At 57.4% G+C, this 24612-nt stretch carries 30 protein-coding genes and 1 pseudogene; all 31 read right to left on the bottom strand.

Features of this window, described 5'->3' with window-relative positions; translation table 11 throughout:
• Positions 1–88 precede the first annotated feature (88 nt).
• Entirely contained in the window at positions 89–625 is a 537-nt protein-coding gene (locus tag IJL83_05005) for a DUF2284 domain-containing protein (GenBank protein MBQ6552953.1), read from the bottom strand.
• Positions 626–630: 5 nt separating this feature from the next.
• Positions 631–2817, bottom strand: coding sequence for a family 78 glycoside hydrolase catalytic domain (locus IJL83_05000; GenBank protein ID MBQ6552952.1), 2187 nt, complete (start codon positions 2815–2817; stop codon positions 631–633).
• Between the two features lie 24 nt (positions 2818–2841).
• Positions 2842–3120, bottom strand: a complete 279-nt coding sequence (locus IJL83_04995) for a hypothetical protein (protein MBQ6552951.1) — start codon at positions 3118–3120, stop codon at positions 2842–2844.
• A gap of 69 nt (positions 3121–3189) precedes the next feature.
• The gene (locus IJL83_04990) at positions 3190–3693 is read right to left on the bottom strand and encodes a hypothetical protein (GenBank protein ID MBQ6552950.1); all 504 of its coding nucleotides are present in this window, start codon (positions 3691–3693) and stop codon (positions 3190–3192) included.
• A 43-nt stretch (positions 3694–3736) separates the two neighbouring features.
• On the bottom strand, positions 3737–4417 hold the full coding sequence (locus IJL83_04985) for a DNA alkylation repair protein (GenBank protein MBQ6552949.1): 681 nt from the start codon (positions 4415–4417) through the stop codon (positions 3737–3739).
• A 9-nt stretch (positions 4418–4426) separates the two neighbouring features.
• On the bottom strand, positions 4427–4981 hold the full coding sequence (locus tag IJL83_04980) for a biotin transporter BioY (protein ID MBQ6552948.1): 555 nt from the start codon (positions 4979–4981) through the stop codon (positions 4427–4429).
• 111 nt (positions 4982–5092) lie between these two features.
• A complete protein-coding gene (locus IJL83_04975) occupies positions 5093–6352 on the bottom strand; it encodes an adenylosuccinate synthase (protein MBQ6552947.1) in 1260 nt (419 codons plus the stop codon).
• Positions 6353–6504: 152 nt separating this feature from the next.
• Positions 6505–7455, bottom strand: coding sequence for a hypothetical protein (locus IJL83_04970; GenBank protein ID MBQ6552946.1), 951 nt, complete (start codon positions 7453–7455; stop codon positions 6505–6507).
• A gap of 16 nt (positions 7456–7471) precedes the next feature.
• Positions 7472–8125, bottom strand: a complete 654-nt coding sequence (locus IJL83_04965) for a hypothetical protein (GenBank protein ID MBQ6552945.1) — start codon at positions 8123–8125, stop codon at positions 7472–7474.
• A 23-nt stretch (positions 8126–8148) separates the two neighbouring features.
• Positions 8149–9615 carry a hypothetical protein gene (locus tag IJL83_04960; protein ID MBQ6552944.1) on the bottom strand — a complete coding sequence of 489 codons (1467 nt, stop codon included), beginning with the start codon at positions 9613–9615 and terminating at the stop codon, positions 8149–8151.
• Between the two features lie 64 nt (positions 9616–9679).
• On the bottom strand, positions 9680–10072 hold the full coding sequence (locus tag IJL83_04955; GenBank protein MBQ6552943.1) for an endonuclease domain-containing protein: 393 nt from the start codon (positions 10070–10072) through the stop codon (positions 9680–9682).
• A gap of 48 nt (positions 10073–10120) precedes the next feature.
• Positions 10121–10510 carry an MmcQ/YjbR family DNA-binding protein gene (locus IJL83_04950; protein MBQ6552942.1) on the bottom strand — a complete coding sequence of 130 codons (390 nt, stop codon included), beginning with the start codon at positions 10508–10510 and terminating at the stop codon, positions 10121–10123.
• The gene (locus IJL83_04945; protein MBQ6552941.1) at positions 10507–11553 is read right to left on the bottom strand and encodes a M42 family metallopeptidase; all 1047 of its coding nucleotides are present in this window, start codon (positions 11551–11553) and stop codon (positions 10507–10509) included. The genes IJL83_04950 and IJL83_04945 overlap by 4 nt, the downstream gene beginning before the upstream one ends.
• Positions 11554–11571: 18 nt before the next feature.
• Positions 11572–11985, bottom strand: coding sequence for a nucleoside 2-deoxyribosyltransferase (locus tag IJL83_04940; protein MBQ6552940.1), 414 nt, complete (start codon positions 11983–11985; stop codon positions 11572–11574).
• Positions 11982–12551 (bottom strand): hypothetical protein, encoded by a 570-nt coding sequence (locus IJL83_04935; protein MBQ6552939.1) that lies wholly within the window; start codon positions 12549–12551, stop codon positions 11982–11984. Before IJL83_04935 ends, IJL83_04940 begins: the two co-directional genes overlap by 4 nt.
• A 71-nt stretch (positions 12552–12622) precedes the next feature.
• Positions 12623–12931 carry a hypothetical protein gene (locus IJL83_04930; GenBank protein ID MBQ6552938.1) on the bottom strand — a complete coding sequence of 103 codons (309 nt, stop codon included), beginning with the start codon at positions 12929–12931 and terminating at the stop codon, positions 12623–12625.
• A gap of 23 nt (positions 12932–12954) precedes the next feature.
• Positions 12955–13245, bottom strand: a complete 291-nt coding sequence (locus IJL83_04925; GenBank protein ID MBQ6552937.1) for a DUF4298 domain-containing protein — start codon at positions 13243–13245, stop codon at positions 12955–12957.
• A 2-nt stretch (positions 13246–13247) separates the two neighbouring features.
• Entirely contained in the window at positions 13248–14111 is an 864-nt protein-coding gene (locus IJL83_04920) for a PHP domain-containing protein (protein MBQ6552936.1), read from the bottom strand.
• Between the two features lie 16 nt (positions 14112–14127).
• Entirely contained in the window at positions 14128–15696 is a 1569-nt protein-coding gene (locus IJL83_04915; protein MBQ6552935.1) for an ATP-binding protein, read from the bottom strand.
• A 28-nt stretch (positions 15697–15724) separates the two neighbouring features.
• Entirely contained in the window at positions 15725–17398 is a 1674-nt protein-coding gene (locus IJL83_04910) for a serine/threonine-protein phosphatase (protein ID MBQ6552934.1), read from the bottom strand.
• A gap of 46 nt (positions 17399–17444) precedes the next feature.
• Entirely contained in the window at positions 17445–17744 is a 300-nt protein-coding gene (locus IJL83_04905) for an STAS domain-containing protein (protein MBQ6552933.1), read from the bottom strand.
• A gap of 93 nt (positions 17745–17837) precedes the next feature.
• Positions 17838–18776 (bottom strand): hypothetical protein, encoded by a 939-nt coding sequence (locus IJL83_04900; protein MBQ6552932.1) that lies wholly within the window; start codon positions 18774–18776, stop codon positions 17838–17840.
• Positions 18777–18785: 9 nt separating this feature from the next.
• Complete coding sequence (locus IJL83_04895) at positions 18786–19337, bottom strand: GNAT family N-acetyltransferase (GenBank protein MBQ6552931.1); 552 nt, start codon at positions 19335–19337, stop codon at positions 18786–18788.
• Positions 19338–19355: 18 nt separating this feature from the next.
• Positions 19356–19868: pseudogene (locus IJL83_04890) on the bottom strand (adenylate kinase).
• Between the two features lie 22 nt (positions 19869–19890).
• Complete coding sequence (locus IJL83_04885) at positions 19891–20451, bottom strand: YdeI/OmpD-associated family protein (GenBank protein ID MBQ6552930.1); 561 nt, start codon at positions 20449–20451, stop codon at positions 19891–19893.
• Between the two features lie 41 nt (positions 20452–20492).
• The gene (locus IJL83_04880) at positions 20493–21434 is read right to left on the bottom strand and encodes an MBL fold metallo-hydrolase (protein MBQ6552929.1); all 942 of its coding nucleotides are present in this window, start codon (positions 21432–21434) and stop codon (positions 20493–20495) included.
• Positions 21435–21445: 11 nt separating this feature from the next.
• A complete protein-coding gene (locus IJL83_04875; GenBank protein MBQ6552928.1) occupies positions 21446–22009 on the bottom strand; it encodes a flavin reductase family protein in 564 nt (187 codons plus the stop codon).
• 59 nt (positions 22010–22068) lie between these two features.
• Positions 22069–22575, bottom strand: coding sequence for an HD domain-containing protein (locus IJL83_04870; GenBank protein MBQ6552927.1), 507 nt, complete (start codon positions 22573–22575; stop codon positions 22069–22071).
• Between the two features lie 79 nt (positions 22576–22654).
• Positions 22655–23191, bottom strand: coding sequence for a GNAT family N-acetyltransferase (locus IJL83_04865; protein ID MBQ6552926.1), 537 nt, complete (start codon positions 23189–23191; stop codon positions 22655–22657).
• 149 nt (positions 23192–23340) lie between these two features.
• Complete coding sequence (locus IJL83_04860) at positions 23341–24207, bottom strand: GNAT family N-acetyltransferase (protein MBQ6552925.1); 867 nt, start codon at positions 24205–24207, stop codon at positions 23341–23343.
• Positions 24204–24612 (bottom strand): GNAT family N-acetyltransferase (locus tag IJL83_04855; GenBank protein ID MBQ6552924.1); only part of this gene is annotated, 409 nt, incomplete at its 5' end. The genes IJL83_04855 and IJL83_04860, both read right to left, overlap by 4 nt.

Genomic DNA, 24612 nt, shown 5'->3' with positions numbered 1-24612 from the left:
TTTTTGATAATTTCCCCGTTTGGGACTTTTCTGTCGGCTCAGAGGAAGCGCGGGCCGTTTTTCCGGTGTTTTTCGCTGGTTTTCGGCGTCAGAAAAAGAGCGCACCGAAATACGTGACCGTGTTCGCGCCGTTAATATAGTTTATTCCCGCCTGCGCGGCGACTTCGCTGACCATGAATCCGTAGCCCTCGAGCGAGGGATGCAGCGAATCGGGAAATCTGCAGGGCGCGTCCGGATAGGTGCATTTTTCGCACTTTACGCACCCCTCGTTCGCCATAAGCAGACCTTCCGGAAGATCCGTTTTGACGCGCTGCCAGAACTGCTCCGCGGCGGCGTGAAAATCCTTCGCGCCCGCCATCATCCCCTCGAAATCGAAGGAATCGTCGAGGTCGTATTTACGTGAAAATATCATCGCCGCGGCGTACTTTTTGAGCCGCTCGGCGCATTCGGAAACGGTGCCGAACGCCGGCGGACACGCCCAGGTCGTGCCGTAGCGGCGGCATACGTTGCTTTCGCACATTTTCCTGACTTCTTCGCTCGTTTTCAGCTCCGAAGCGGGCACGAAACCGTATTGGAAAAAGCCGATTTCATCGGCGGCGCGCGCCGCAAGTTCTCTTTTATCCATCGCAGTTACTGTATTATTATGTTCCGTCCACGCTTCAAATGCATAGACATTCCGCGGAACTCGAATTCGCCCTCGATATCCGTTTCCACAACGAAGCCGGCGTTGCCGTCCGTCTTCTCGAAGCTGACGGATACCGCGCCTCGCGGCGTGTCGATATGACCCGACGCCTTGCTTACCTGCGGGATATCGACCGGCTTGACGATCAGTTTTTCCCAGCCGTGCGAGCCCTCCGGCTGACGAATTCCGAGGATATATCTGAACAAATACCTGTCGGACGAGCCGAACATCGGATGATCGAGCGAACGCGCCATATCCCAGTGCTCGCAGAGAGTCGTCATACCGTGGCTTTTCCACCAGCCGAAGCTGCATTCCTTCTCGGAGGTCATAAGCATAAACGCCAGATCCTCCCTGCCGCGCTCGAAAAGCAGGCGCAGGGTTATATCCGTGCCGAAGATACCGGTGTAAAGGCGCCGTTCCGCCTCGACGGAGGCGACGAGGTTATCCCACGTCCGCGCGTCGCCGAGCCCGAGATCGACCGCGTAGCAGTTGCCGAAAAGGGTGTTTTTCGCGAAATCTCCGGTCGCGGGATCGTAATAGTTTTTGACGATAACGTCGAGCAGAAAGCGTTTTTTCGCCTCGAAGGCGGGTATATCCTCTTCAAAGCCGAGCGCCCGCGCCGCTTCTATCGCCCTGCAAAGCGAACGGACGTAGAAATACGCGGTGACGTAAGGCGGCGGGAGCGCGACGTTCATACGCTCGCCCCAGCCGATCGGGACCGCCCACTCGCCGAGCCAGCTCATACGGTCGTTTTCGTCAACGTACATAACGCCGTCCGTGCTGACGCTGTCGAGATACCCGAAGTACTTTTTCGCCTGCGGATACATCTCCTTCAACGGCGCGATATCGCCGTATTGCCGCCAGAACTGATACGGCACCTCGATTATCGCGCATCCCCAGCCGCCCGGGCCGCCGCCCGAAGGGATATACGGCGCGGTGTGCTGAACGTGGCCGCTTTTTCTGTCCTGGCAGTCGGATATATCCTTCATCCACTTGCGGTAGAAGCTCTCGCAGTCGAGGATATTCATGACCGCCTCACAGGTGAGCTCGCCGTCGCCGGTGTAGCCGCGGCGCTCCATATGCGGACAGTCGGACGGAATGCCGCCGTGCATATTGTTCAGCTGCGTGCGGACGAAGGCGTCGTGATACCAGTTGAGCGTTTCGTTATCGCACTCGAAGGCGGCGGTCACGGCGACGTCGGTGTGTATGACCTCGACGCGCAGCACCTTCGCGCAGTCGCTTATCTCAAAGTAGCGGAAGCCCGACCACTTGAACATTTCGCTGTATTCGCGGACTCCGCGGCAGTCGTATTTCATCCACTGCCAGTGGTGATATTTCGGGTCTATCTCCCCCTCCGGCGTCACGCCCTCGCTGTGGCGCATACCGACCTTGCAGGGGCCGTCGGTCGTGAAAACGACCCTGCCGGTGACGTTTTCGCCGACGTCGTAGGTTATATGCCCGTCGCGGCGGGATATCTCCTTCGGTATTATCGTGCGTATTATGCGGTCGGGCGGGCAGTCGGAGAAGTAATAGTCGGTATCCGGCACGTCGGTCAGCTTGACCGGCTTCCAGCCGGTGAAGGCGCATTCCGCCTCGGAAACGTCGGGTATGTAATACGCGTCGTCCTGTATCTCGCAGCAGTAGAGATTGCAGCTCAAAAGCGGCGACTGCGCCCAGACGGCGCTTTCGTCGGAGACAAGCTCGCTGCCGTCGGCGAAGACGACGCGCCACGCCGCCTTCACGACGCCGTAGGGCTTTATCCACTCGTCCTCCGGCTTCTCCATATCGCCGTGGGCGTACCAGCCGGGGCCGAGATGCACGCAGAGCGCGTTTTTGCCGTCGACGAGGTAATCGCTTATATCGTATTTGACGGGATAGGTGCGGCTGCCGAGCTCTTCGCCGCTGTTTTTGACGCAGAGCAGATTGGGGTTATAGTGGTAGCAGCTGTTGAGCGGCAGGAAAAACCCGTCGCCGACGCGGCGGCCGTTGATATAAAGGTTGGCGTAGCCGAAGCCGCAGAGCGTGATCTCGGCGCTTTTGCAGGGCGCCTCGAACTCCGCGCGGATATAGGGCGAAATGCACCCCTCCTCGCAGGTTACCCATTTGGCGTTTCCGAAAACCTCGTTGAACTTCATAGCGTTTTCTCTCCTATGATCAGGTTAATAAACAACTTCAAAAAGGAAACCGTATTCTTTCTTCTGCTCTAAAAAACCCTTTGCTTTATCGTGGGTATCTTCACAATCGGAAAGATCTACACTATGCTCCAAAAACGGCTGCGTTTTTGTTTCAGTAATGATAAAAGAATCAATACCCAAAACAGGTATTCCTTCCTGACGGCATAACTCAACCAACTCTATGGCATCCTGATACTCATAATAATGAGTGTTTGCGCGAATCACCGCTCTTGATATGATTGACTCTTCAATACTGTCTCTCATTCTATAAACACATCTCAATCATTAGTTATAACAACCTCATCTGGATTGCTTTAGTCAAACATACTTTAATCAGCATTTGTAAACAAAAACGGGCTTGAGTTTTCCGTCTTCTTCAAAAACGTTATCCTCTTTTGCCGCGTTGACAAGCCCTATAAGCTCAATGGCACTTTCAATGCTGTCAAACAACCCGTATTCGTTCACTCCACACGATAGTTTGGATTGCAGGTCTTGAAAATACTGTCCTCCGTCGTTCCCGAAAAAAGCAGTATACAGCGGAGAAAGATGCATCGAATCTCCGGATACGTCATAACCAAGGAAATTGCCGTTTACACCTTTGGGGAAATCGACCTTGTTCTCCCCGAAAACAATTATACCAAGCTCTTTTATATGATTGGTTATACTCATTAAAGCGAACAGATTATTTTCCGAAAACGGTATACGCTCGCCATCGAATAAACTCAAATATTGTTTGATATCCTTTTTGTTAAAGTATCTGAAAATGTCTGCTCCCTCTGTTTCTATTCCGCCGTATACTCTTTTGGATGGTACTAAATTAATATATACCCTGTTCATTTCAGCGCCTCCTTCGAACGTTATTGACAAATAACCAACAGTCTCACTTATTCTTTTTAAGACCGCGCAGGTATTCTTTTTGCTCATCGGTCAGGCGGCGGCTCTCGATCGCCTTCTGTATCGCCTTGTTGTGCGTCCAGACGTCCGGCAGGCCGCGCTCGATGAAGGGCAGCACGTCGGCGTAACGCTTCGCGAGCGCGGTGGCGAAATACCACGCCGCCATCATCTTCACGTAATACTCGCCGCTCTCCACGGAGGCGACGAGCGCGGGATACTCCGGCTTGAACGCGGCGTCGAGAAAGAACGCCATAAGCATCCGTATGCCGAAGCGCACGGTATAGGTCTCGCCGGAGGCGATCCACCCGCGCGAAAGCGCCTCGAGCCGCGGCAGATCGCGTTTCAGCGCGGGCGGCGTAACGCAATCGCAGACCGCCCAGTTATCGATATACGGCAGGAAGCGTTCCAGCTCCGCGGCGCATTCGTCAAAGCCGCGCACGCGCTCGACGAGGAAACCGTGGAGCAGGTTTTCCTCGTGATACTTATGCGGCAGCGAGCGCAGGAACTCCCGCGCCTCCGGCGTTCCGGCGAGCTCGCGGGCGAGCGCGCGTATCTTCGGCACGCGCACCCCGAGGAAGCGTTCAGGCGGCAGGTTCGGCGTCAGCTTCGCGCTGAAATCGGCGTATTCCGGCTCCGCGAGCGCGGAAAGGCGTTCGGTAACGTTCATTTGTTTCTCCTACAAATCGACGCGCTTTTTCACGATCTGCGCGAGCTTGTACGCGCCGAGGATCTTGAGCACGTCGGGGATTATATACGGCAGCACGCAGAGCGTCAAAGCCGTCCAGACGCCGATGCCGCCGGTGTTCCTCGTATAAACGTAAACGAACCATCCGGTGCCGAAGGCGTAGCAGAGCAGCAGCGAAGCGAACGCCGCGGCGAGCGTTTTCAGCGCCGTCGGTTTCTTTATCAGCACGGCCTCCGCCAGCCAGCAGAAGAGCGCGGAGAGCAGGAAGCCCCAGATATAGCCGCCGGTCGGCCCGAGCAGCGCGGGAAGCCCCGGCTTGAAGCCGGAGAAGACCGGCACTCCGACGAGCCCGAGCGCGATATAGAGCGCCACGGAGAGAGTGCCTTTCAGCCCTCCGAGCGTGAAGATCGCCGCGTATACGCCGAATATCTGCAGCGTGAACGGCACCGACGGGATCGGTACCGTTATCCACGAGCATACGGTTATAAGCACCGCCGCGAGCGCGATCTCCACCGCGCCTTTGATTCTTCTTTCAGTAAGGGCCATCTGTTTTTCGCTCCGTTTTGCATCGGTTTCTTGACTTTTATGATACCACCGGCGGCCGGATATGTCAAGACGGCAGGGCGCTCCCTGCCGTCTTATTTGCGTTTTTTCGCGTTATTTTCTCAGATACTCGTCTCTGCCCGCTCCCACCGAAACGTAGCCGATACGGCAATTTACAGCGTCCTCGAGGTATTCGACGTAACGCCGCGCCGCCGCGGGCAGCTCCGAGTAGCTGCGGCAGCCGGAAACGTCGCCGAAACCGTCGACGTATTCGACCACGGGCTTCGCGCGGTCGAGGCGCGCTCCGCTGGGGAATTCGCAGGTGCGCTCGCCGTCGATCTCGTAGGCGACGCAGACTGGGATCTTATCCATATACGAGAGCACGTCGAGCTTCGTCAGCGCGAGCTCGTCCGCGCCCTGCATCTTCACGCCGTAGCGCGAGGCGGGCACGTCGAAGGGGCCTACCCTGCGCGGACGTCCGGTCGCGGCGCCGTATTCGCCGCCGGCGGCGCGGAGCTTCTCCGCCTCTTCGCCGAACATCTCGGCGGTGAAGGGACCTTCGCCCACGCAGGTGGAATACGCCTTCATTATGCCGATGACGTTATCCAGCTTCATGCCCGGCACGCCGGCGCCGATGGGCGCGTAGGCGGCGAGAGTTGTGGAGGACGAGGTGTAGGGATATATGCCGAACTCGACGTCGCGCAGGGCGCCGAGCTGCGCCTCGAACATCACGTTTTTGCCATCCGCGACCGCGCCGGTCAGGAAGGCGGTGACGTCCGTGATGAACGGCTTGACCGCTTCGCCGTAGACGCGCAGCCAACGCGCTATCTCGGCGGCGTCGATCTTCTTTCCGTAGCCGGCGAAGGTTATGTTTTTCCACTCCACGAGGTCGGCGAGCTTCGATTCGAGCCCGTCGTCGAAAAGGTCCTCCATGCGCAGGTCCTTTTTCATATACTTATCGGCGTAGACGGGGCCGATGCCGCGGCGGGTGGAGCCGTATTTCTTGTCTGCGAGACGGTCTTCCTCCATTATGTCCTGCATCTTGTGATAAGGCAGGCAGATGATCGCCTTGCTGCTTATTTTCAGGTTGGCGGGGGTGACGCTCACGCCCTTTTCCGCGAGGGAGGCGATCTCGCCGTGCAGATGCTCGAGGTCTATCACCATACCGTTGCCCATCACGTTGACCGTCGTTTCGCGCAGGATGCCGGACGGCAGCAGGTTGAGCACGAACTTGCCGCGCTCGTTGACGACGGTGTGCCCCGCGTTGTTGCCGCCCTGATAGCGGCAGATGACGTCGTAATCGGACGAAAGCAGGTCGACCATGCGCCCCTTTCCTTCGTCGCCCCAGTTGATGCCCACGACTGCTGTCAGCATAGCGTTTTACCCCTTTCCGAAATCGCCTTGAAAGAAAAAACAAACAACGGAAAATGTTATCACTTTTACGCTTTAATGTCAAGAAGCAAATAATGAAAAAATATGAAAAACTACGCCCTGCGGCGTTGTTTTATTCCTTTTATCCTATCGGCTCATTTACGGTGCTGCTCTTTGGTTATATCTTCCCACAGAAACGGAATACGCTTATGCGCTCCGAAAACGGGGCACGGCTCGAACTTCATCGGTTTGTTCCCGTTCTGTGACATCACATAGCCGCTCATATTCTCCGACGCATACTCGGTTATGCATCCTTCGGCGTTTCTGGAAAAGGTGTATTTGTTTTTCTTCAACAACTTGCTTCGGGTGCTGTAAGAATCAACGTGTGCGGTTTTAAGCATTTCACCATCATATTCAAATGATTCGACGTTGATTTCTACACAGCGGTCATCAAAGAAAGTCAGCGCAAATTCGTATCTAATGAGCTTGCCGTTCTCATAGCGGCATTCCGTTATGCCTTCAAGATCTTTGTCAAAGGCGTTGAATATAAACGAAAACGTCCTTTCCGGCTCTCGGTGAAAGAGCTCGATGCTGTATATGCCGTCCAGGTCGGCAGCGTATTTCTTGACACAGATCAGATATCCGTCTTTGTCAAAAACATACTCATAATCGTACTGCCCGGGCTTTGGGGTACGTTTATACAGTCTGCCTCTGCAGCTACCTGTGACATACATATCCGCCACACTCGGAGAATAGTAGCCGCGGTGTATGCACTCGCCGCCCTTTGAATACTCGCTCCGGTAAGCCGCAGCTTCCGCGGCTTTTCGCATATCTTCAAACGAACTTTCATACTGCCGTTTCAGCTCAAAAAATTTTCGATCCAGCTCATCATACGGCTCGCAGTCTTTGAGATTTTTCTCGGATTCACAATACGCCGTTTGCTCCTTGAATATCGGATGATTATGTAAGATGTCGTCCTGCGCTACTTTCAGCGCCTTATCGAACAGTTCCGCCGCCAACTTTTCGTATCCCTCGTCACCAAGAGCTTCGCGGAGGATCATCTCTTGTTCTGTCAACTCGGCGGGATCGTCGTGCGATTCTTTCATATCCATTCTCCTTTTGTCAGTTCTTCGGCTCGTCTTTCAAAACGGCGAGCAGGAAGGTCCATATCAGCAGGATATAGCAGACCGTTTTCGGCAGCATCAGCATACCGAGGATCGGCAGCATTCCCGCGGCGACCGCGACGGGCAAATAGAATACAAACGACAGCGTCACGTAAAGCCAGACGAAACGGAAGCGTTTCAGCTCTCCGCGCCTGCGGAAATACAAAACGACGATCAGCGCGCCGAGCGCCGCGAAAGGCAGGTTGCGCAGCACGCCCCAAAGCACGCCGCTTTCATTCGTCAGCCAGCCGTTCTGCGGGAAGGCGCAGAGCGCGAAGCGCAGCGCGGCGAGCGCGTAGACCGCGGCGGTTGCGCCCTTCGTCTCCTTCGCGCCGTAAAGTCCGCGCCATATGTGATACATAAGCACGTAAAAGACCGTCATCGTCAGCGACGTGACGAGCTTGCCGACGCCGAGCCAAAGGGTAAAGTCCGCTTCGCAAAAATAATTGAGCACGCGCGGCACGAGATGGAACGCGTCCCCGACGCCGAGGATAAGCGCGGCAAAGCCCATCAGCTTTTCGGTTTTGCCACGCGCTTTCGCAAGCATGACGCATCCGGCAATTATCGCGAAAAGCAGATAGAGTATGTCAAATGTCGATTCACCGTATTTCATAGTCGCTCCTTTCAAGCGAATGACTACTTCCCTTTGCGTTTCTTTATCGCAACGGGGATCGCGACGGACGCTGCGCCCGCGGCGGCCGCGCCGACCGCGATAAGTATGATCGGCAGGACGCCGTTCGGCTTGTTCCCGGCGGGCTCGCTGCCCTGCGGGGCTTCCGCGCCGGACGACGGCTCGTCCGCGAAGATCTCACCGGGGTCGCCGACGGCGTAGACGTAGCCGCCGAGCGAGGTATCGGTAAAGGTGAGGTAGTCGCCGTAAGCGTCGTGCTCGAGGCGAGTGTCGCCGGCGAAGTCAACGTCGCCGTTTTTGACGCGGTAAAGCCGCGCGTCCGCAGGCACGCTGCCCGCGGGGAGCTGCAGCAGCGTTTCGCACGGGAACGGCAGTTCGGCGCCGGCGCCGAAGTCAAAGTCCACGCGGTATTTTTCCGCCGGCTCTACGCTCCTGCGCAGGTAGCGGAAGCCGTCCGCAGCCGCGCCGAGCTTTTCGCGCAGGGCGGCGAAGTCCGCTTCGGTCATGTTATGCAGCGTTTCCAGCTCCGCGGGCGAAAGCCAGCTTTTCATGAAACGCACGGTCATCAGATAGGTTCCTTCCACGCGGCGCGAGAAGATGAACATCTCGTCGAGGTCCTGCTTTGCGGCGTCTTCGACAAGCTGTGCGTCGGGCGGGATCACGACCTCGAGGCCGGTGTTTTCGGGCGGGTTCTCCGGCGGGTTGCCGGGGTCGCCGGGGTCGCCGGGGTCGCCGCCGGGGTTATCCGTCCCGCCGTTGTCTCCGTTGCCGCCTCCGTTACCGGAGCCGCCGGAGTTTCCTCCGTTTCCGCTCCCCGAGCCGCCTCCGTTTACAGTGCCGCCGCCGAGGACTTTGTAGAACTCCGTCCTCGTGCTCGCGCCGTATTTCGCCATCGCCTGATACGGCGTTACGCCCGTGCCGAAGCGCGAGGCGTTGTAGGTGTAGTATTCGTGGCGTCCCCACGCGCCTGCGTCAAGCTTTGCGCCGTCCGGCGGGTAGACGCCGTGCCCGATCTCGATCTTCTGCCCCTGCGAATCGACTGTGTACCAGCCGGTGCCGTAGCAGACGGTGCATTTGCCTGGCTGACCCATCTCGTTGCACTTGCACTTAAACTTCTTCTCGCCGTGGCACGCGTCGCAGAGGTATTTGCCCGTGCCGTTGCAGTTCGGGCAGACGCTTCCGTCAGACAGATAGCCGCTGCCGTCGCAGCCGATGGGGGTGCCGTCGCCGGTGTGGTTAGTGCCGCATTTTCTCATACCGTCCGCGTCGCAGAAATCACAGCGAAGCCAGCCGTCTCCCGTGCCCTCCGGCGTATTCTTGGGGTCGCAGAGCCCGCATCTGCCGCTGCCGTCGCATATAACGCAAACGGCGTAGACCGTGGCGGCGTGAGTATGCACGGCGAAAAAGGGCGCTATGACAAGCGCCGGAAGCAGCAGCGCCGCGGTCAGTATAAAAGCAATGGTTTTTCTCATATGTCCCTCCACGGTTGTTTCTTTATCTTCGGCGCGGTGAGCGCGAAGCTCGCGCCGAGCCGTTTCAAGCCTTCCCCTTGAGGGGAAGGTGCCCCGAAGGGGCGGATGAGGTGTCAATGTGATTCAATATATCCTCACATACCCCTCTGAAATTCTTTTTCACATCGAGATTAGTGTATCTTAAAACAGTCAATCCCAGACTACTCAAAAACTTGTCTCTCGCCTTATCGCCTGCTATGCCGGCTTCCGCATAATGCTGCGAACCGTCGAGCTCTATCACCAGTTTTGCATCCGCGCAATAGAAATCCACAATATACCTGCCTATTACCTTTTGTCTGTTTACGGTAACGGACAGGGTTTTAAGGAAGTCATACCAAAGATGGCGCTCTTCCTTTGTCATATTCTTTCTCAAGCTTTGCGCATTTGGTTTCAGATCCGGATTTCGTGTTTCGTTCATTTTACACCTCATCCGTCTTGCCGCCTGCGGCGGCAATCCACCTTCCCCTCAAGGGGAAGGCTTTTCGCACTTCGTCTCTATCTTCGGCGCGGTGAGCGCGAAGCTCGCGCCGAGGAGCATTTTCACCGTTTCCGCGTCGGCGGAGCCGTCGAGCGCGACGGTTATCCAGTGCGTCTTGTTCATATGATACGCGGGAAAAACGCCGGTCTGCTTCGTCACAGAGCCGACGAGCAGCGGATCGCATTTCAGGTTGACTACGTCGATATCGCCCCCGCCCGCGAGCTTCAGCTTCGCGCGCGGAATCGTCATTATCAGCGCGAACCACTTTTTGCTCCCGCCGTGGCGGAAGACGCGATTATCGGGATAATCCATCCACGGCGCGTCGGGCGACGCGCCGTACTGCTCCGATATGTATTCTGTCAGTTCGGCTCTTGTCATCGTTTCAGCAGGTACGCGGCGAGCAGGTCGTAGGTCGCCTTCAGCCCGTCGACGTGGGTGCGCTCGTAGCCGTGGCTGTTGGCGGTGCCGAAGCCGATGGCGGCGTGGCGGATATCGTGGCCGGCGACGAGACTGACGTCGCAGTCGGTGCCGTAATGCGGGGTGAAGATATCCATTACGAAGTCGACGCCCGCTTCGAGCGCGGTCTGCCGCAGTTCGTTAGTCATTCCCCAGTGGTACGGGAAGCGCGAATCCTTCGCGAAGATCGTTACCTTGTGCTCGTCCGAGGTCTGATCGGGGCCGGTAGGCGCGATGTCGACGGCGAGCATATCGCAGACGCCGTCCGGCAGCCAGGAGGTGCCGTGGCCGATCTCTTCGTAGGCGGCGAAATAGAAATACGTCCTGCGCGGGAGCGCGGCGCCGCATTCCTTCAGCGCCTTCAGCGCGGTCAGCAGGATCGCGACGGCGGCTTTGTCGTCGATGAAGCGCGCCTTGATATATCCGCCGGAAAGCTCGAGGCGCGGCTCGAGCGCGATCATATCGCCGGTGGCTACGCCGAGTTTCGCGACGTCTTCGGCGGATTTCACGTCGCAGTCGAGCACGACGCAGACGTTTTTGCGGAAGTCCGGCGGCGTGTCGCGCAGCTCCTCCTCGGTGACGTGGACGGAGTTCGGCGTGCGGCATACCGTGCCGGTGAAGACCTTGCCGCCGCGCGTGTGGACGCGGACGTTCTCGGTCATGCAATAGAAGGGATATAGACCGCCGACGGGGCATACGTTCAGCGTGCCGTCGGGGTTGACCTTGCGCACCATCAGGCCTATGTCGTCGAAGTGCGCGGAGACCGCGAGAGCTTCGCCTTCGCCGCCGAGGTCGGCGACCACGCCTCCCTTGCGGGTGACGTGATAGGCGTATCCGAGCCCGTCGAGCGCAGAGCAGATAAGGGACTGTATTTCTTCATACTGTCCGGTAGTGCTGTCGACGGCGAGCAGTTTTTTGAAGGTTTCGAGGCAGTAGTCCGCGTCAAAGGCGGGTAGCTTTGTCATAAGATTACTTCCCTTCGGTTATTTCAGTATCCCGTCGAGGAGCGGGTATATCTCGTCCTCGCTCGTATACGGGTGGATGACGAAGTAGGGATCGCCGGTAAGCATCGCGGAAAGCTGCGTCTTGCCGCGGTCGTAGAAGACGTGGCAGGGCTTGCCGAGCTTTTCCGCGTAGGCGAGTTCGTAGCCGACGCCGAGCGACGGGCAGGTGCATTCCGCGACGAGCAGGTCGCATTCGCGCAGCCAGGCGGTGTCCTGGTCGTATATCGCGGCTTCCGCGGACGCGGAACCCTCGAGCACGCTCAAAGAAAGGTCGCCGACGTGCTCGGTAAGCACGGTATCGGTACGGTTTATGTACGCGATGATGCGGCGGTAAAGCTCCGCGTCGACGCGCCCGCCGCGTATAGAGCCGGCGAAGTAGACTTTTTTATTCATACGATCTCCTCCGCTTCCTCGTTCAGATCGGGCGCAGGCAGGGCCGCGCCGTCGACTTCGATCATCAGGTTCGAAAAGAAAGCGGCAGCCGTTTCGACGTCGGACGTTTTCACGGTCAGGCATCTCTTATCGGTAAGCTTTGCACATATTTCGGTTTCTTCCGCGTTATAGACCGCGATCACCGTTTTCGAAAGCTTCCCGACGGTAAGCTTTTCCGGCGCCTTGCTCTTCATGAAACCTACAAGCGCGTCGAAGCCGTTTTCGTAATCAAGCCCTTCTATCCTGACGTCTACCGTCTTTCCGTCTACCGTCGTAAAGACGCAGGAGTCATAGCCGCCGGGCGCGGCCGAATAGGCGGCGCCGTACCTGATACGAAGCTCCACGGGCGGCTCGGTGCCCGAAATCCACCTCACTTCCGCCTTCTCCCATTCGCCGGGCTCGGACGAGGATACGTCCGGCTCCGACGACGGGGCGGACGGCGCTTTCGCGCCGCAGGCGCAGCAGCACACGGCGAGCGCGGCGATGAGCAGCGCGGCCGATATCTTTTTCAGCGTTTCTGTTTTCATGCTTTCTCCTCAGGCGGTCGGCCGCGGTTATCGCAAAGCGCGGCGAAACGCGGATCACTTCGTTTATTATCTCACTTCTGCTTTTTGAACGCCTTGAATCTGGCGATGGCTTCGTTCAGCACGGGCGCGAGCTTCGGCTCGATCTTCGTCATCGCGCCGGCGGAAAAGATAACGCCGTTCAGCTCGCGTTTGGTCAGCTCCTTGTCGGGAGTTTTGATCGCGTTCAGCAGCGTTTTCGCTACGTCGCCGTACTTTACGCCGTACTCACCGTTCTCCACCTTGGGAGCGACGGTTTCGGTCACGAATTCGAGCGCGCCGACGGAAAAAAGATCCGATACCTTCGGCAGCGCGATTTCTTTGGAACGTCCGAAAAGTCCCATAATCATACCTCTTTCTGTTTTTATTAGTCTTTATTCAGAGCGCGCAGACGCGCGGCTTCGGCAAGAAGGTCGTAAACGCCGTCCTCGGAGAGCACTCCGCGCTTCAGCTCCGGCGGGAGCTTGCCCGCCTCGTCGGCGGCGAAGTCCTTTTTCCACTCCGGACCGGTGTAGTACGCCTCAAGCTCCGCGAGCTCCGGCGCGAGCGCCTCGAGCGCTTCGAGCGCGGACTCCGCATCGCAGACGCTTCGCGAGAGCTTGTCGTATATCTCTTCGTACCGCTCGATGCGGAGTATCCGTTTGTTTTTGCGTTCCATGCTCACGCCTCGATACCGCATCTGGCGAGGAAGCGGGTCAGCCCCTCGGGCGTTTCGTCCGCGAGATCGAGCCCCGTATCGCCGAGCGCCACCATCTTGTTCGTCCCGTGGTAGTCGCTGCCGGCGGTAACGTACAGTCCGAACCGCACGGCGAACGCGAGCATGTCACGGGTCATCCTCGTTGTAAAGCCGGAATAGAAGCACTCGACGCCCGCGAGCCCGAAGCCGATAAGCTTTTTCAGCCGCTCCTCCATCTCGTCGCCGAGGATGAGCTGGTCGCCGTCGCCGTAGGTCGGGTGCGCCAGCACGGGAATTCCACCGCCCGCGATTATGCGTTCTATCGCGTATTCCGGACGGATGTACTCGCTTCTGAAGCGCTTGCGGTTGATGAATTCGTCTATCGCCTGCTTTTTGTCGTCGGCGTAGCCGAGCTTCACCATGAGGTTGGCGATGTGCGGCTTGCCGGGGTTGTCCAGCGCGAGCAGCGCGCGGACTTCATCCTCCGGGAAGGTGAAGCCGAACTCGGTTTCAAGAAACTCCAGCCGCGCGCGGACCTTGTTCATACGGTTGTTGTGGCCGGTTTCGGTCAGCTCGCGGATCGGCGCGGAATCCGGGTCGAAGCCGTAGCCGAGGACGTGATACTTCCCGTCCTCGTCCCGTGTGGAGAACTCCGCGCCGGTGACGTAGGTCAGCCCTTCGCCGAGCAGCGCGGGTATGACGCCGCACGCCTTGACCGCGTCGTGATCCGTGACCGAGAATACGTTTATCCCCGCTTCGCGGACGCGCGCGACGATCTCCTCCGGCGTGTCGGTGCCGTCGGAGACCGTAGTGTGCATATGCAGGTCGATCTTAAGAGAAATACTCATTTCTATCCCGATTCCTTCAGATGTTTTTCTTGAGAGTCAGAATGTTTTTGCCGTCCTTGTATTCGTAGGCGACGTCGTCCATCAGTTTCTTCGTCATGAAGATGCCGAGACCGCCGATGCCGCGTTCCTCGGCGGAAAGCGTCACGTCGGGATCCTCCTTGGCGAGCGGATCGTACGGCACGCCGTGGTCGACGAAGGTTATCGTCACGGTCACCGGATCGCCGGAGACCTCTACGCGAACTATCGCGTTGCCCTTGTCGGGCGCGTAGGCGTAGCTCGAGATATTGACGAATATCTCCTCGACCGCGAGGTTGATCTGCATCTGCGCCTTCATCGGACAGCCCGCGGCTTCGAGGCGTTCGTCGACGAACGCCTGAACGTCGTCGAGATTTTCCGCAATCGCTTCGATCTCAAGCTCGTCAGGGTTAAAAAGCAGAGTGTCGTTCTTCTCGAGCAGCTCGATGAGGCGTCCGCGCCAGAATTCTATCTGCTTCCTGCCCTCTTCGGTATCCATACCGCCGCGGCGGATGGAACGGCGCACAAGGCGCGTGTAGCCGATGATCTGCGCCTTTTCCTCCACCTCGCGAATCTTCACCTCGCACCTCGTGCCGAGGTATTCCGCGAGCGCCTTGCGCCAGAACTCCTTTGAGGTTTCGTAGTCATAGCCCTGGAACTTCTTTACCAATTCGCGGTCGACTTCGTAGAAGCCGACGAAGCCGTTATACATACTCGCCAGCTCGAATATCGGGTTGCCGACGGCGAGGGTATCCATATCGATGATAAGCACCTCGTCGTTCTGCAGCATGAGGTTGCCGGTGTGGTAGTCGCCGTGGATCATGTGGTCGTCGTGCGGAACGGCCTCGACCATATCCACGAGCTTTTTACCGAGCCCTTCGGGCAGGTAGTCCACCATAAAGCGCGCCCAGGAGATTACGGTATCGCGGATGGAGGGCAGCTTGCCCGCCGGAACGAGCGTGCCGTGAATCGTCTTCAGCATTTTCACGTATTCGCCGACGCACCAGTCGCGCTTCTCCGGCTCGTTCGTGATTATCTTCGAGAAGGAGTTGGCGTCAAGCATCTCGAAGACGGTGCCGTAAGAGTCGCCGACCTTGACGACGTCATAGGAGATCGAAGTCGGGATACCGAGTATAAGCGCGAGCTTGGCGACCTCGCGCTCGTGACGGATGTCGTCGAGCGCGTCGGCGTTGTGATACACCTTGACCACGGTGTCGCGGTTGTAGCGGTAGACCGTTCCGTTCGCGCCGCGTCCGAGTATTTCGCAGCCGTCGACGGAGACGACGCGGTACGCCTTCTCCACCGTCATCATTTCGGTAAAGCCGGTCATGTCGAGAATCTCGTATACCTCGGAGCTGACGCCGGTGATGCGCAGATCGGGGTAGGTTTTTTTCAGGCGCAGGATAACGCGCAGTCCGGCGCTGGAGATGTACTCAAGCTCCGAAGCGTCGATAACGAGCGTGTCGAGCTGCGCGCCGCCTATATCAGCAAGGATGTTCTGCTCGACCTCGGCGGAGTTGTTGGAGTCTATCCTGCCGGCCATTTTTATTGTAAGGTTTTTTCCTTCCATAACGTTTATCTCCTTTCCGCTTCAGCGGTCAATCTTTCTTTTCCGCCTCGGCGGGTTTGTTCTTGTATTCGACGCAGAGCATCGTCAGATCGTCGAACTGCTCGGCGCCCGCGACGAATCCGTCGATTGCGTCGCGCACGTTTTTCAGTATGCCTTCGGGCGACGCGTCCGGATCGGAGTTCAGAGCGGCAAGCATACGCTCGACGCCGAACATATTGTTATCCGCGTCGTTTGCCTCCGGCGCGCCGTCGGTGTAGACGAACAACTTTGCCCCCGGCTCGAGCTGCAGCTCGTAGCCCTTGTACTTCACGCCGTCCATAGCGCCGACGGGCAGGCCGTGCTTATCCTTCAGCAGCTCGAAGGAGCCGTCCGCGTGCTTTACGGCCGGATATTCGTGGCCGGCGTTCGCCGCGCGGAGCGTTCCGGTCTTCAGGTCGAGTGTGCCGAGCCAGAGCGTGACGAACATATCCGCCTTGTTGCGCTTGCATATGGCGTTATTGACGGCGGTAAGAACGTCCTCCGGCGCGAGGCAGGTGCGCATCTTTTCGGATACAAGTATGTTCGTTACCATCATGAACAGCGCCGCGGGAATGCCCTTGCCGGAAACGTCTCCGATGACCATTCCCAGATGCGTTTCGTCAATCATATAGAAGTTGTAGAAGTCGCCGCCGACCGCCTTCGCCGGAGTCATGGAAGCGTAGATATCGAAATCCTCTCTTTCCGGGAACGCCGGGAAAACGTTCGGGATCGAGTTGACCTGTATCGTGGTGGCGAGCGAAAGCTCGGTGCCGATACGCTCCTTCTCCGCAGTCGCAGCGGTAAGGTTGTCGATGTAATTGACCATATCGGTTTCCAGCGTATCGACGGAGAGCGCCATATCGTGTATCTCTTTGAAACGGCTGACGCCGCCCAGCGGTTCACCCTTCGTATTCTCCTTAGCGAAACGGGTAGTCTCCGCGGAAACTCTGCGTATCGGCCTCATGATACGGCGGCGCAGGAACAGCGAGAATACAACTCCGGCTATGACCGCAAGGGCCAGTGTCCATATGACGACGTTGATGATATAAGGCCGCCTCGCGTCCGCAAGCTCGCGCGTCGGGCGCTGCATACAGAGTATTCCGGTGACTTCGCCGGAGGTGTTCCTGACAGGAACCAGCGTAGTTATATGCGGATGCTGGCCGTCGGTCGTGTTTATACGGAAAAGCGTCTCGTAAAGCGATTCCTTGTCGTAAAGCCGCTTATACTTCTGCCGATATTCGTCGTTGGTCGTATCGCGCTTGAAGCCGAGCTCCCACGGAGTATAGCTCGTATCGTCGACGGAATTGTCGACGGAGTTGAATACGGAAACGAATCTGCCGTAATCGCTACGGTCGACGACGATGACGTAGACGAGCGAAACGCTTATCTTTTTGCAGTAGGTATCGAGATAGTTCTTCGTGCGCTCGTACTCCTCCGTGTTCCGGCCGGCAAGGTAATTCTCAAGGTGATTCCCGTTGACGAGCATCGCGGCGGTGTCAGCCATGTGGTAGGTCGTCGTGGTGTATTCTTCCTTGAACGCATCTGTAAAATTCACAAGGCCGATGATACTGACGATAACGCCCAGCGTAATGAGGAGCAATACGACCGCGGCTATAATGTTGACGGTCATACTTGTGCGCAATATGCCGAATATCTTGAATCTGTTTTTCTTTTTTTCTTTCATCAGGCGCATAGCGCTCCTTTCGGGTAAGTGTGTGGCGGTAACGGAATTACTCTATGGTCAGGATCTCCGAGAAGCCGGTGATATCGAATATCTCCATGATCGGCTCGCTGACGTTGATAAGTTTCATCTCGCCCTGCTTCGCCATCGCCTTCTGCGTCGAGAGCAGGACGCGCAGGCCGGCGGAGGAGACGTACTCCAGCTTTTCGAGGTCGAGGGTCAGCTCGCCGACTCCGGCGATGCTCTCCTGCAGCGCGGCTTCCAGCTCGGGCGCGGTGACGGTGTCGAGGCGTCCCTCGAGCGCGAAGCGGGCTTTTCCGTTTTCGGACGTTTTGTTGATGTTCAGCATGATTTTTCTCCCTTTCTGTTTATATATCCCGCGGTTTGCGGAATGGTTAAAGCGGGCTTTCCCCTCTTTAATAAAAACTAATCTGTTGTTTCCCTAATCCGTCGCCGACGCCATGATCACGGCGAAGCGGTCGAGCGTTTCGTCGCAGACCGTCAGGCAGAGAGTTCCCCACCACTCGCGGCCGTCGTCGAAGTATTCCGACCAGTCGGTCGTCCATTCGTATACCTCGAGGCCGTCCGTCCCGTTCGGGAAAAGCGCGGCGTTGACTTTGTCAAAATCAGCGTCGGTATACACGCTCCCGTACGGCGGCGAAAGGAACGCCATCCGGTAGTTGAGCTTACCGTCTTTGTCCGCGGGAGCGAAAAGCTCCGCGGCCGTAATCGGCTTTGCCTCCGCTTCGGCGGCGTCGTAATCCCATATCGCTTCGCCGTCGTCACTATCGGTGAAAAGCTTGCGGCAGGCGCGGAAGAGCGCCGTCCGGTGCGCGTTTTCGCCGGTCGCGTTACGCTCGTTTTCCACAAGGCAGTAGTCGACGGCGAGGTCGGGGTATCCGGCGATCAGCGAGGAAAAACGCTCGTCATTGATTATGAATCTGTCTTCGTCAGCGCCGGCCGTCTCGGGATATTCGACCTTTTCACTCTGGCGACGCTCTTTTTCGGCAATCTTCTTCGGCTCGACGCCGAAGACGCGCTCCGCGTCGTCTATGCCGATATTTCCCATACCGGCGGCGTATTCGACCATCCGGCAGAAGTCGCGCGCGTCGTATTCGCGGCCGGTTATCGAAGCCGTCGTTCCGCCGCCGCGGAAAATATCCAGCAGCGCCGACGGATCGAACGCGTTGTGCACCGCGGTCGTGAAGCCGTCTTCGCCTGTTACGTAAAGGCACGGCTCGTACGGATGGCAGGTAAGCTTGTACGCCCTGCCGTCCGCGGCGAGATACGGGCATCCGTCTTTCGACCCGAGCGCATAGCGTCCGTCGCGGTACGCGACGTCGTCAAGGACGATACCGCGCGGAGTTTCCGGTTCCTTCATACTTCTCCTTTATTCACGTCCGCCGGACCTGAGCCAGTCCTCTTTCGTCAGGCGGTTCATATACTCGGTGTGTTTCACGCCGGGTATCCGACACGGTTTATCGGGCACGGTGTGGTGGTAAACGAAGCCGCACTTTTCCTGCGCGCGCTTCGACTTCGCGTTGCCCTCGTAGTAGCCGCACCAGAGCGCTTCGCAGCCGAGCTCGGTGAAGGCGCGCTTCTGCAGCGCGCGCACCGCCTCGGGAATGTAGCCGTTGCCCCAGAACGGAACGGCTACCCAGAAGCCGACCTCGAGGTCGCCGTCGGCGATATCTCCGTCCGTCTTCTCCGGCTTGAAAAGTCCGATGCTGCCTATCGGGCGGCTATCCTCTTTCAAGCAGACGGCGTAGGTCTCGGGAGCGGAAAGCACTGTGCGGATTATCTCGCGGCTGTTCTCCACGCTCGTGTGCGCCTCCCAGCCGGCGGCGGGGCCGACGCGTTCGTCCTTCGCGTATTCGTATAAATCCTCCGCGTCCGATTCCTCCCACGGACGCAGGATGAGACGTTCGGTCTCGATCATCATTGATCCTCCGTAGAAGTTGATAATCGCGTTTATCGCCTCTTCATAGTCGCCGTCTATCAGCGCGACGCGCTCGCCGGCGGCGCGAAAGCCCTCCGCGTATCTGCGGTTATCCGCCTTGATCTCTTCGATATCGCATTCGCCGTAAAGCCGCGCTTCTATATCGGAGGCGTGCGCCTTTATATCCTCGAAATGCGCGTCCGCGTAGGCGTCGGTGAAAGCGAGGCAGATAAAACGAACGTCGGCAAGGTATTCTTCGCTGAAGTCCCCGCGCCATCCGAACGGGATATAGCAGCCCTCGACGATAAGATTCTGCTTATTCTCTATCGCCGTCTTTATCATCTCGCGGACGATCGGCCACAGGTATTCCGTCAGCGCGTCGTCGTCCTCGGGCGTGAGGTCCGTGCTGCCGCTGCGGATGAGCCCCATCTTCAGATGGTCTGCGGAAAGATACGGGTATTTGTATTTCTCGAGCATCCGCTGCGCAAGCAGCGTTTTGCCCGTGTGCGACGCTCCGGTTATTATGATTATCATACTGCTTTCGCTCCCGAAAAAGTCAACGGTAATACTTCTCTATCCCGCCGTAGCCCATGATGAGCTTGCCGCGGCGGGTCTTCTCAATGAAGCTGTTCAGCCGCTTCGCGAACTCGTCGGGGCGCTTTCTCGCCGCCTCGATATAGGCGACGCGGATGCGCTTGTACGGCTCTGAAAAGCGCTGATAGTTCGCCCACGCCGTTTCGTCCGCTTTAAGCGCGTCGGTTATGTCCCGCGGGAAAACGAACGGCGCTCTGATTATCGGGAGCACGCTTTCGCGCACCGAGGGGTGTATCATTCCGCGCGCGTCGAGCCATATAAGACGCTCGATATTCGGGCGGGAGTAAGGGCTGCCCTTTTTCCGCGGCGTGAAGCGGCGGGCGCAGTGGAATTCGTCCGGGCGGCTGTTTGTGCTGTCTATCCAGCCGAAGCAGAGCGCCTCCTCGACCGCGTCGTTGTAGGAGAGCGCCGGCTCGCCGGCGGCTTTCGTCGGGAAAATGAACCATATCTCCGAATCCGTCCTGAAATGCGTAGCGAGATATTCGCGCCATTCGCGTCTGTCGCTCGTGTAAAACGTCTCCATAAATCACCCCGAAAGCCATGCCGCGCCGTTACGCGGCAGAGCTACGCTCTGTTGAATTCTTCCTTGCCCTGCCTGCAGCGCGGGCATTTCCAGTCGGCCGGCAGATCCTCAAACGCGACGCCGCCGTTCTCGGCGGGATCGTAAACGTATCCGCAGATCGAGCAGACGTATTTGCCGCTCGACTCGCGCGCTCCGAAATCTATCTCGTCAAAGACCGTTTCGGGCGGATTATCGAGGTCCGCTACGCGCTTATCCTCAAGGTTTTCGTACCCCTGCGGAGTGTGCGTGCCGCAGTACACCGTCGGGTGATTGCGGATGAATTCGCGCACGCGGTCGAGCGTTTCGCGCGCGGCGGGCAGGTCCTCGAAAACGACGGAGAGCTTGTTCTCGTAAAGCGCCTCGTCAACGTAGGTCACGTCGCCGTGGAGCATATAGAACAGCCCGCCGCTTTCCGCGACGACTATGCTGTTGCCGTTCGTGTGCCCCTTCGCCTTCACGTAATAAACGCCGTCGGCGATCTTTTGGCAGGCAGGGAAATTATAGTACGCGCCGTCGGTGAACTCGACGGGGACGACGTTTCCGAGTCCCTGAAGCTCCGGCGCGTTCATCTCTTCCGCGTTGACGAATATCCCCGCGTTCGGGAAGGAGCGCAGTTCTCCGGAGTGATCCGCGTGCTTGTGAGTGAGGAGTATCTTCGTGACCTGCTCCGGCTTGTAGCCGAGCGCGGCGAACGCCTCAACGTAGCTGCATATATCCCTGCCGGTGAACGCGGGACTGTTTTCGTCCGGCGTCTCCTCCGGCGTTCCGGCCGGAAGCCCGGTATCGACGAGTATGACCTCGTCGCCGGTGTCTATGAGATAATTCTGCAGACTGCCCCTGTATCTGACGTTCTTATCGAATTTCTCAGGCCCCTCTTCGCCGCCGAAGGCGAAGGGCTGGGAGTAAAAACCGTTTTTTCTGAATTTTACAGCTTTGATTATCATACCGATTCCCCTTATTTGATCTTCAGCCCGTCGCTGAACGCGTCGCCGACTCTGCCGCCGACCTTGTAATATCCGTGAGTGTAGGGGTCGAATGCGATCGCTTCGAGCGAGTCGATATCGACCTTGCCGTCCTTCATATTCGCCTCTTCAACGGAGGTGCGAAGCACCTTTCCGATCACGCCGAGTCCCGTCGCGTCGTTCTGGAACTCCACGAAGCCGCACTCCATGGCGATAGGCAGCTCGTTTATGACCGGCGCGTCGACGAGGTCGGATTTCACGAAGGTCATGCCGCTTTTCGCGAACTTATCCGCGACCTTGTTGCCGCTGACGACGCCGAAGTAGTCGGCCTCCTTAACGTGCTTCGCGTCGGCGATATGGACGACGAAGCCGCCCCTCGCCTTGATGTTCTGCACGGTTTTATGCGTTTCGGTCAGGTTGAGAGCGACCATGTCGCGGTCGAGCATCGTGCCCCATGCGGCGTTCATCACGTCGACGCTGCCGTCCTCGTTGAAGGTGGAAATGAGCAGCACGGGCATCGGGAAGATCGCTTCCGTTGTTTTGATCTGTTTTTTCATCGTGTTTTCCTCCGTTTGAATGATTATTACTCCGAATACTTAAAGCGTAGTATACAGATTTATGCGCTTTCGCGAAGCAGGAAATCCTTATCCTCGTCTATCATCTCGAGCATGATCCCACCGAACTTCTCGTCGAACTGTGCGCCGAGCCCGTTCTCGATCTCCTCGCGTACCTTGCTCTGCGGCATCGCATCTCTGTAGCTGCGCTTGCTGGTCATAGCGTCGTAGGCGTCCGCGACGGCGAGGATCCGCGCCTCGACGGGGATCTCGTCGCCCTTCAGGCCGGAGGGATAGCCGGCGCCGTCGATCCTCTCGTGGTGGCGCCGCGCTCCGACGGCGAGCTCGGGCATTTCCTCGATCTTGTCAAGTATCCTCGCGCCGAAGCCGATGTTGAAGCTGACGGCGGTGTATTCCCTGCCGGTGACGGCGGTTTCGGCGGCGCCGCCCTTGACTTCAAGTACCTTGTTGTCTTCGGTGCGGCTGTAGCTGATGAAGACGTATGCCACGTAGCCGCCGGCGACGAGCAGTATCACCGAAAGAACGGCGACAGGTATCTTCCACCACAGGCCTTATCTCTTTTTAACGGTTCCCATAACGCCTCACCCTTTCAAACGGTTTGACCGCAATTTGAATAATGAGACCGCTTCAGAAGTTCAACTCGAATATTTCAAAAACGGGTATGCCTTCGATATCGCGCAGGCGGTCGATCCTGCCCGCGCTGACGAAGCCCCTCGAAACGTAAAGCTCCGCCGCGGGAAGATTCTCTGGAACTATGTCCAGACGGACGGCTTTGTAGCCCTTCGCCTTAGCGAAAGCTATGCTGCCGTCGACCATGAATCCGCCGACGCCGAGGCGTTCGTATTCCGGATCGACGGCGAGGATGTGGAGCACCAGATATTCGCCTTCGCGCAGATCTCTGCTCCAGCCGCCGAGCTCGTATTTGCCCTCCGGACTTTCGTTAAGCACGACCGCGCCGAGGATCCTTCCGCCGTCGACGCAGGCGAACTGCTCGCCGCGCCTTATCGCTTCGGCGACGTATTCGCGGCTCGGGTGGTATTTCGACCACTTCGGGTAATTTACTGTGCGCTCGAGCTTCTCCACCGCGCGCTCGTACATTCCGGCGACGGCGTCGAACTGCGACGTATCAACTTTTGTGAATACGGGATTGGTCATGGTTTTCATAATAAAAGCGTATTCACCCTTCGCTTTCCGTTCGGTATCCGGAAAGATACGGGGCGTAACGTCACGCGGCGGACGCGGCCGCCAAAGCGACGATCCTCTTCGTTTTGTTTCTTGTGACTTCAACCGGTCTCATGCGTTTTTCTCCCCGTTCAGATCATTTTATAAAGCTCGTAGCAGTCGTGTCCTTCGGGAACGTCTTTGAGTTCGCCTCTGACAAGATAGCCGTTCTTTTTGAAGAAACCGACATTCCAGTCGCCCGCGGTCGTCAAAACCATTGACGCGCCGTTTTCCTTCGCGAATGCTTCCGTTTCCTTCAACAAACGCGTGCCCAGTCCCCGGCGGCGCAGCGGCTCTTCCACAAACAGAGCGTCGACAAAGCCATACGAGTCTTTGTCAACGTCCGCGATCACGCCCGCAATTAACCCGCCGTCTTTATCGATAAGTTTCTTGTAAAAACCGGCGTTTTCATATTTCGGCTCGTAGGCCTCGCTGTAAGTATCTATTCCCTTTTCGATGACCTCCGCGTCGTCCTCGCCGCCGAGCGAAACCTTGAACCGCTCGCCGCTGTTGTCCGACGGCACGTATTCGGGCGTATCTTTGTCAAGATACTTGACCAGAGAATAACTGATATAGCCGTTCGGCTTTTTAAGAGTTGTAAAAACCGTGTAGCCGTGCTTCTCATAGAACGGCCTCGCCATAAAGCTGGCGGTGCCGAGCGTCACAACGCGGCAGCGCTTCTCTCTCGCGAGCCGCTCGACTTCGCGGATGATCATTGAGCCGATCCCGTGACGGCGGTAGCGCTCATCCACCCAAAGCGTGCTGAGAAGCATTCTCGACCAGTGGTATTCGTACGCCTCGGCAATACATCCGCCGACGATCTCGCCGTTTTCGTTCTCGACTTTGAGAACGAATTCTTCTGCGTCAGAGTCAACTTCACGCGGCACGATTTCATTTATCTTTTCGCCGATATACGCGGCTTCTTCTTTTGTCAGATCTTCGATTTTATATTCCGTCATACTCTATCGCCTCTAAGGTCTTTATCAACAACGTAGCAACTATGTCCTTTAGGTAAATCAGTCAATTCGCAGGCGACATTATAACCGCTTTTCAAGAAGAAACCGACGTTCCAGTCATATACTTCTTCAATGACTATTTTGTTTGCGCCCTTTTCTTTTGCCTTCTTTTCAAAATGTTTTATGAGCCGCGTCCCGAGTCCTTGATCACGATATTCTTCATCGACCCATATCTTCCAGACAACTCCCACGTCGGATTCGGTCACGCCCGCCATGATCGCGGCGACGGCCTTGCCGCTTTCATCGACAAGCTTCCGGTTGATCTTGATGTAATCGTGTTTTGGAGCAAGGAAAGGCAAATTATACTCGTAAAGTTTATCGCCGATCAGTTCCATGTCCTCCTCGGTC

Source organism: Clostridia bacterium (genome assembly GCA_017438525.1).
Taxonomy (GTDB): domain Bacteria; phylum Bacillota; class Clostridia; order Oscillospirales; family RGIG8002; genus RGIG8002.
The sequence above is the reverse complement of the archived record's forward strand: the minus strand, read 5'-3'. Positions and strand labels throughout refer to the sequence as shown.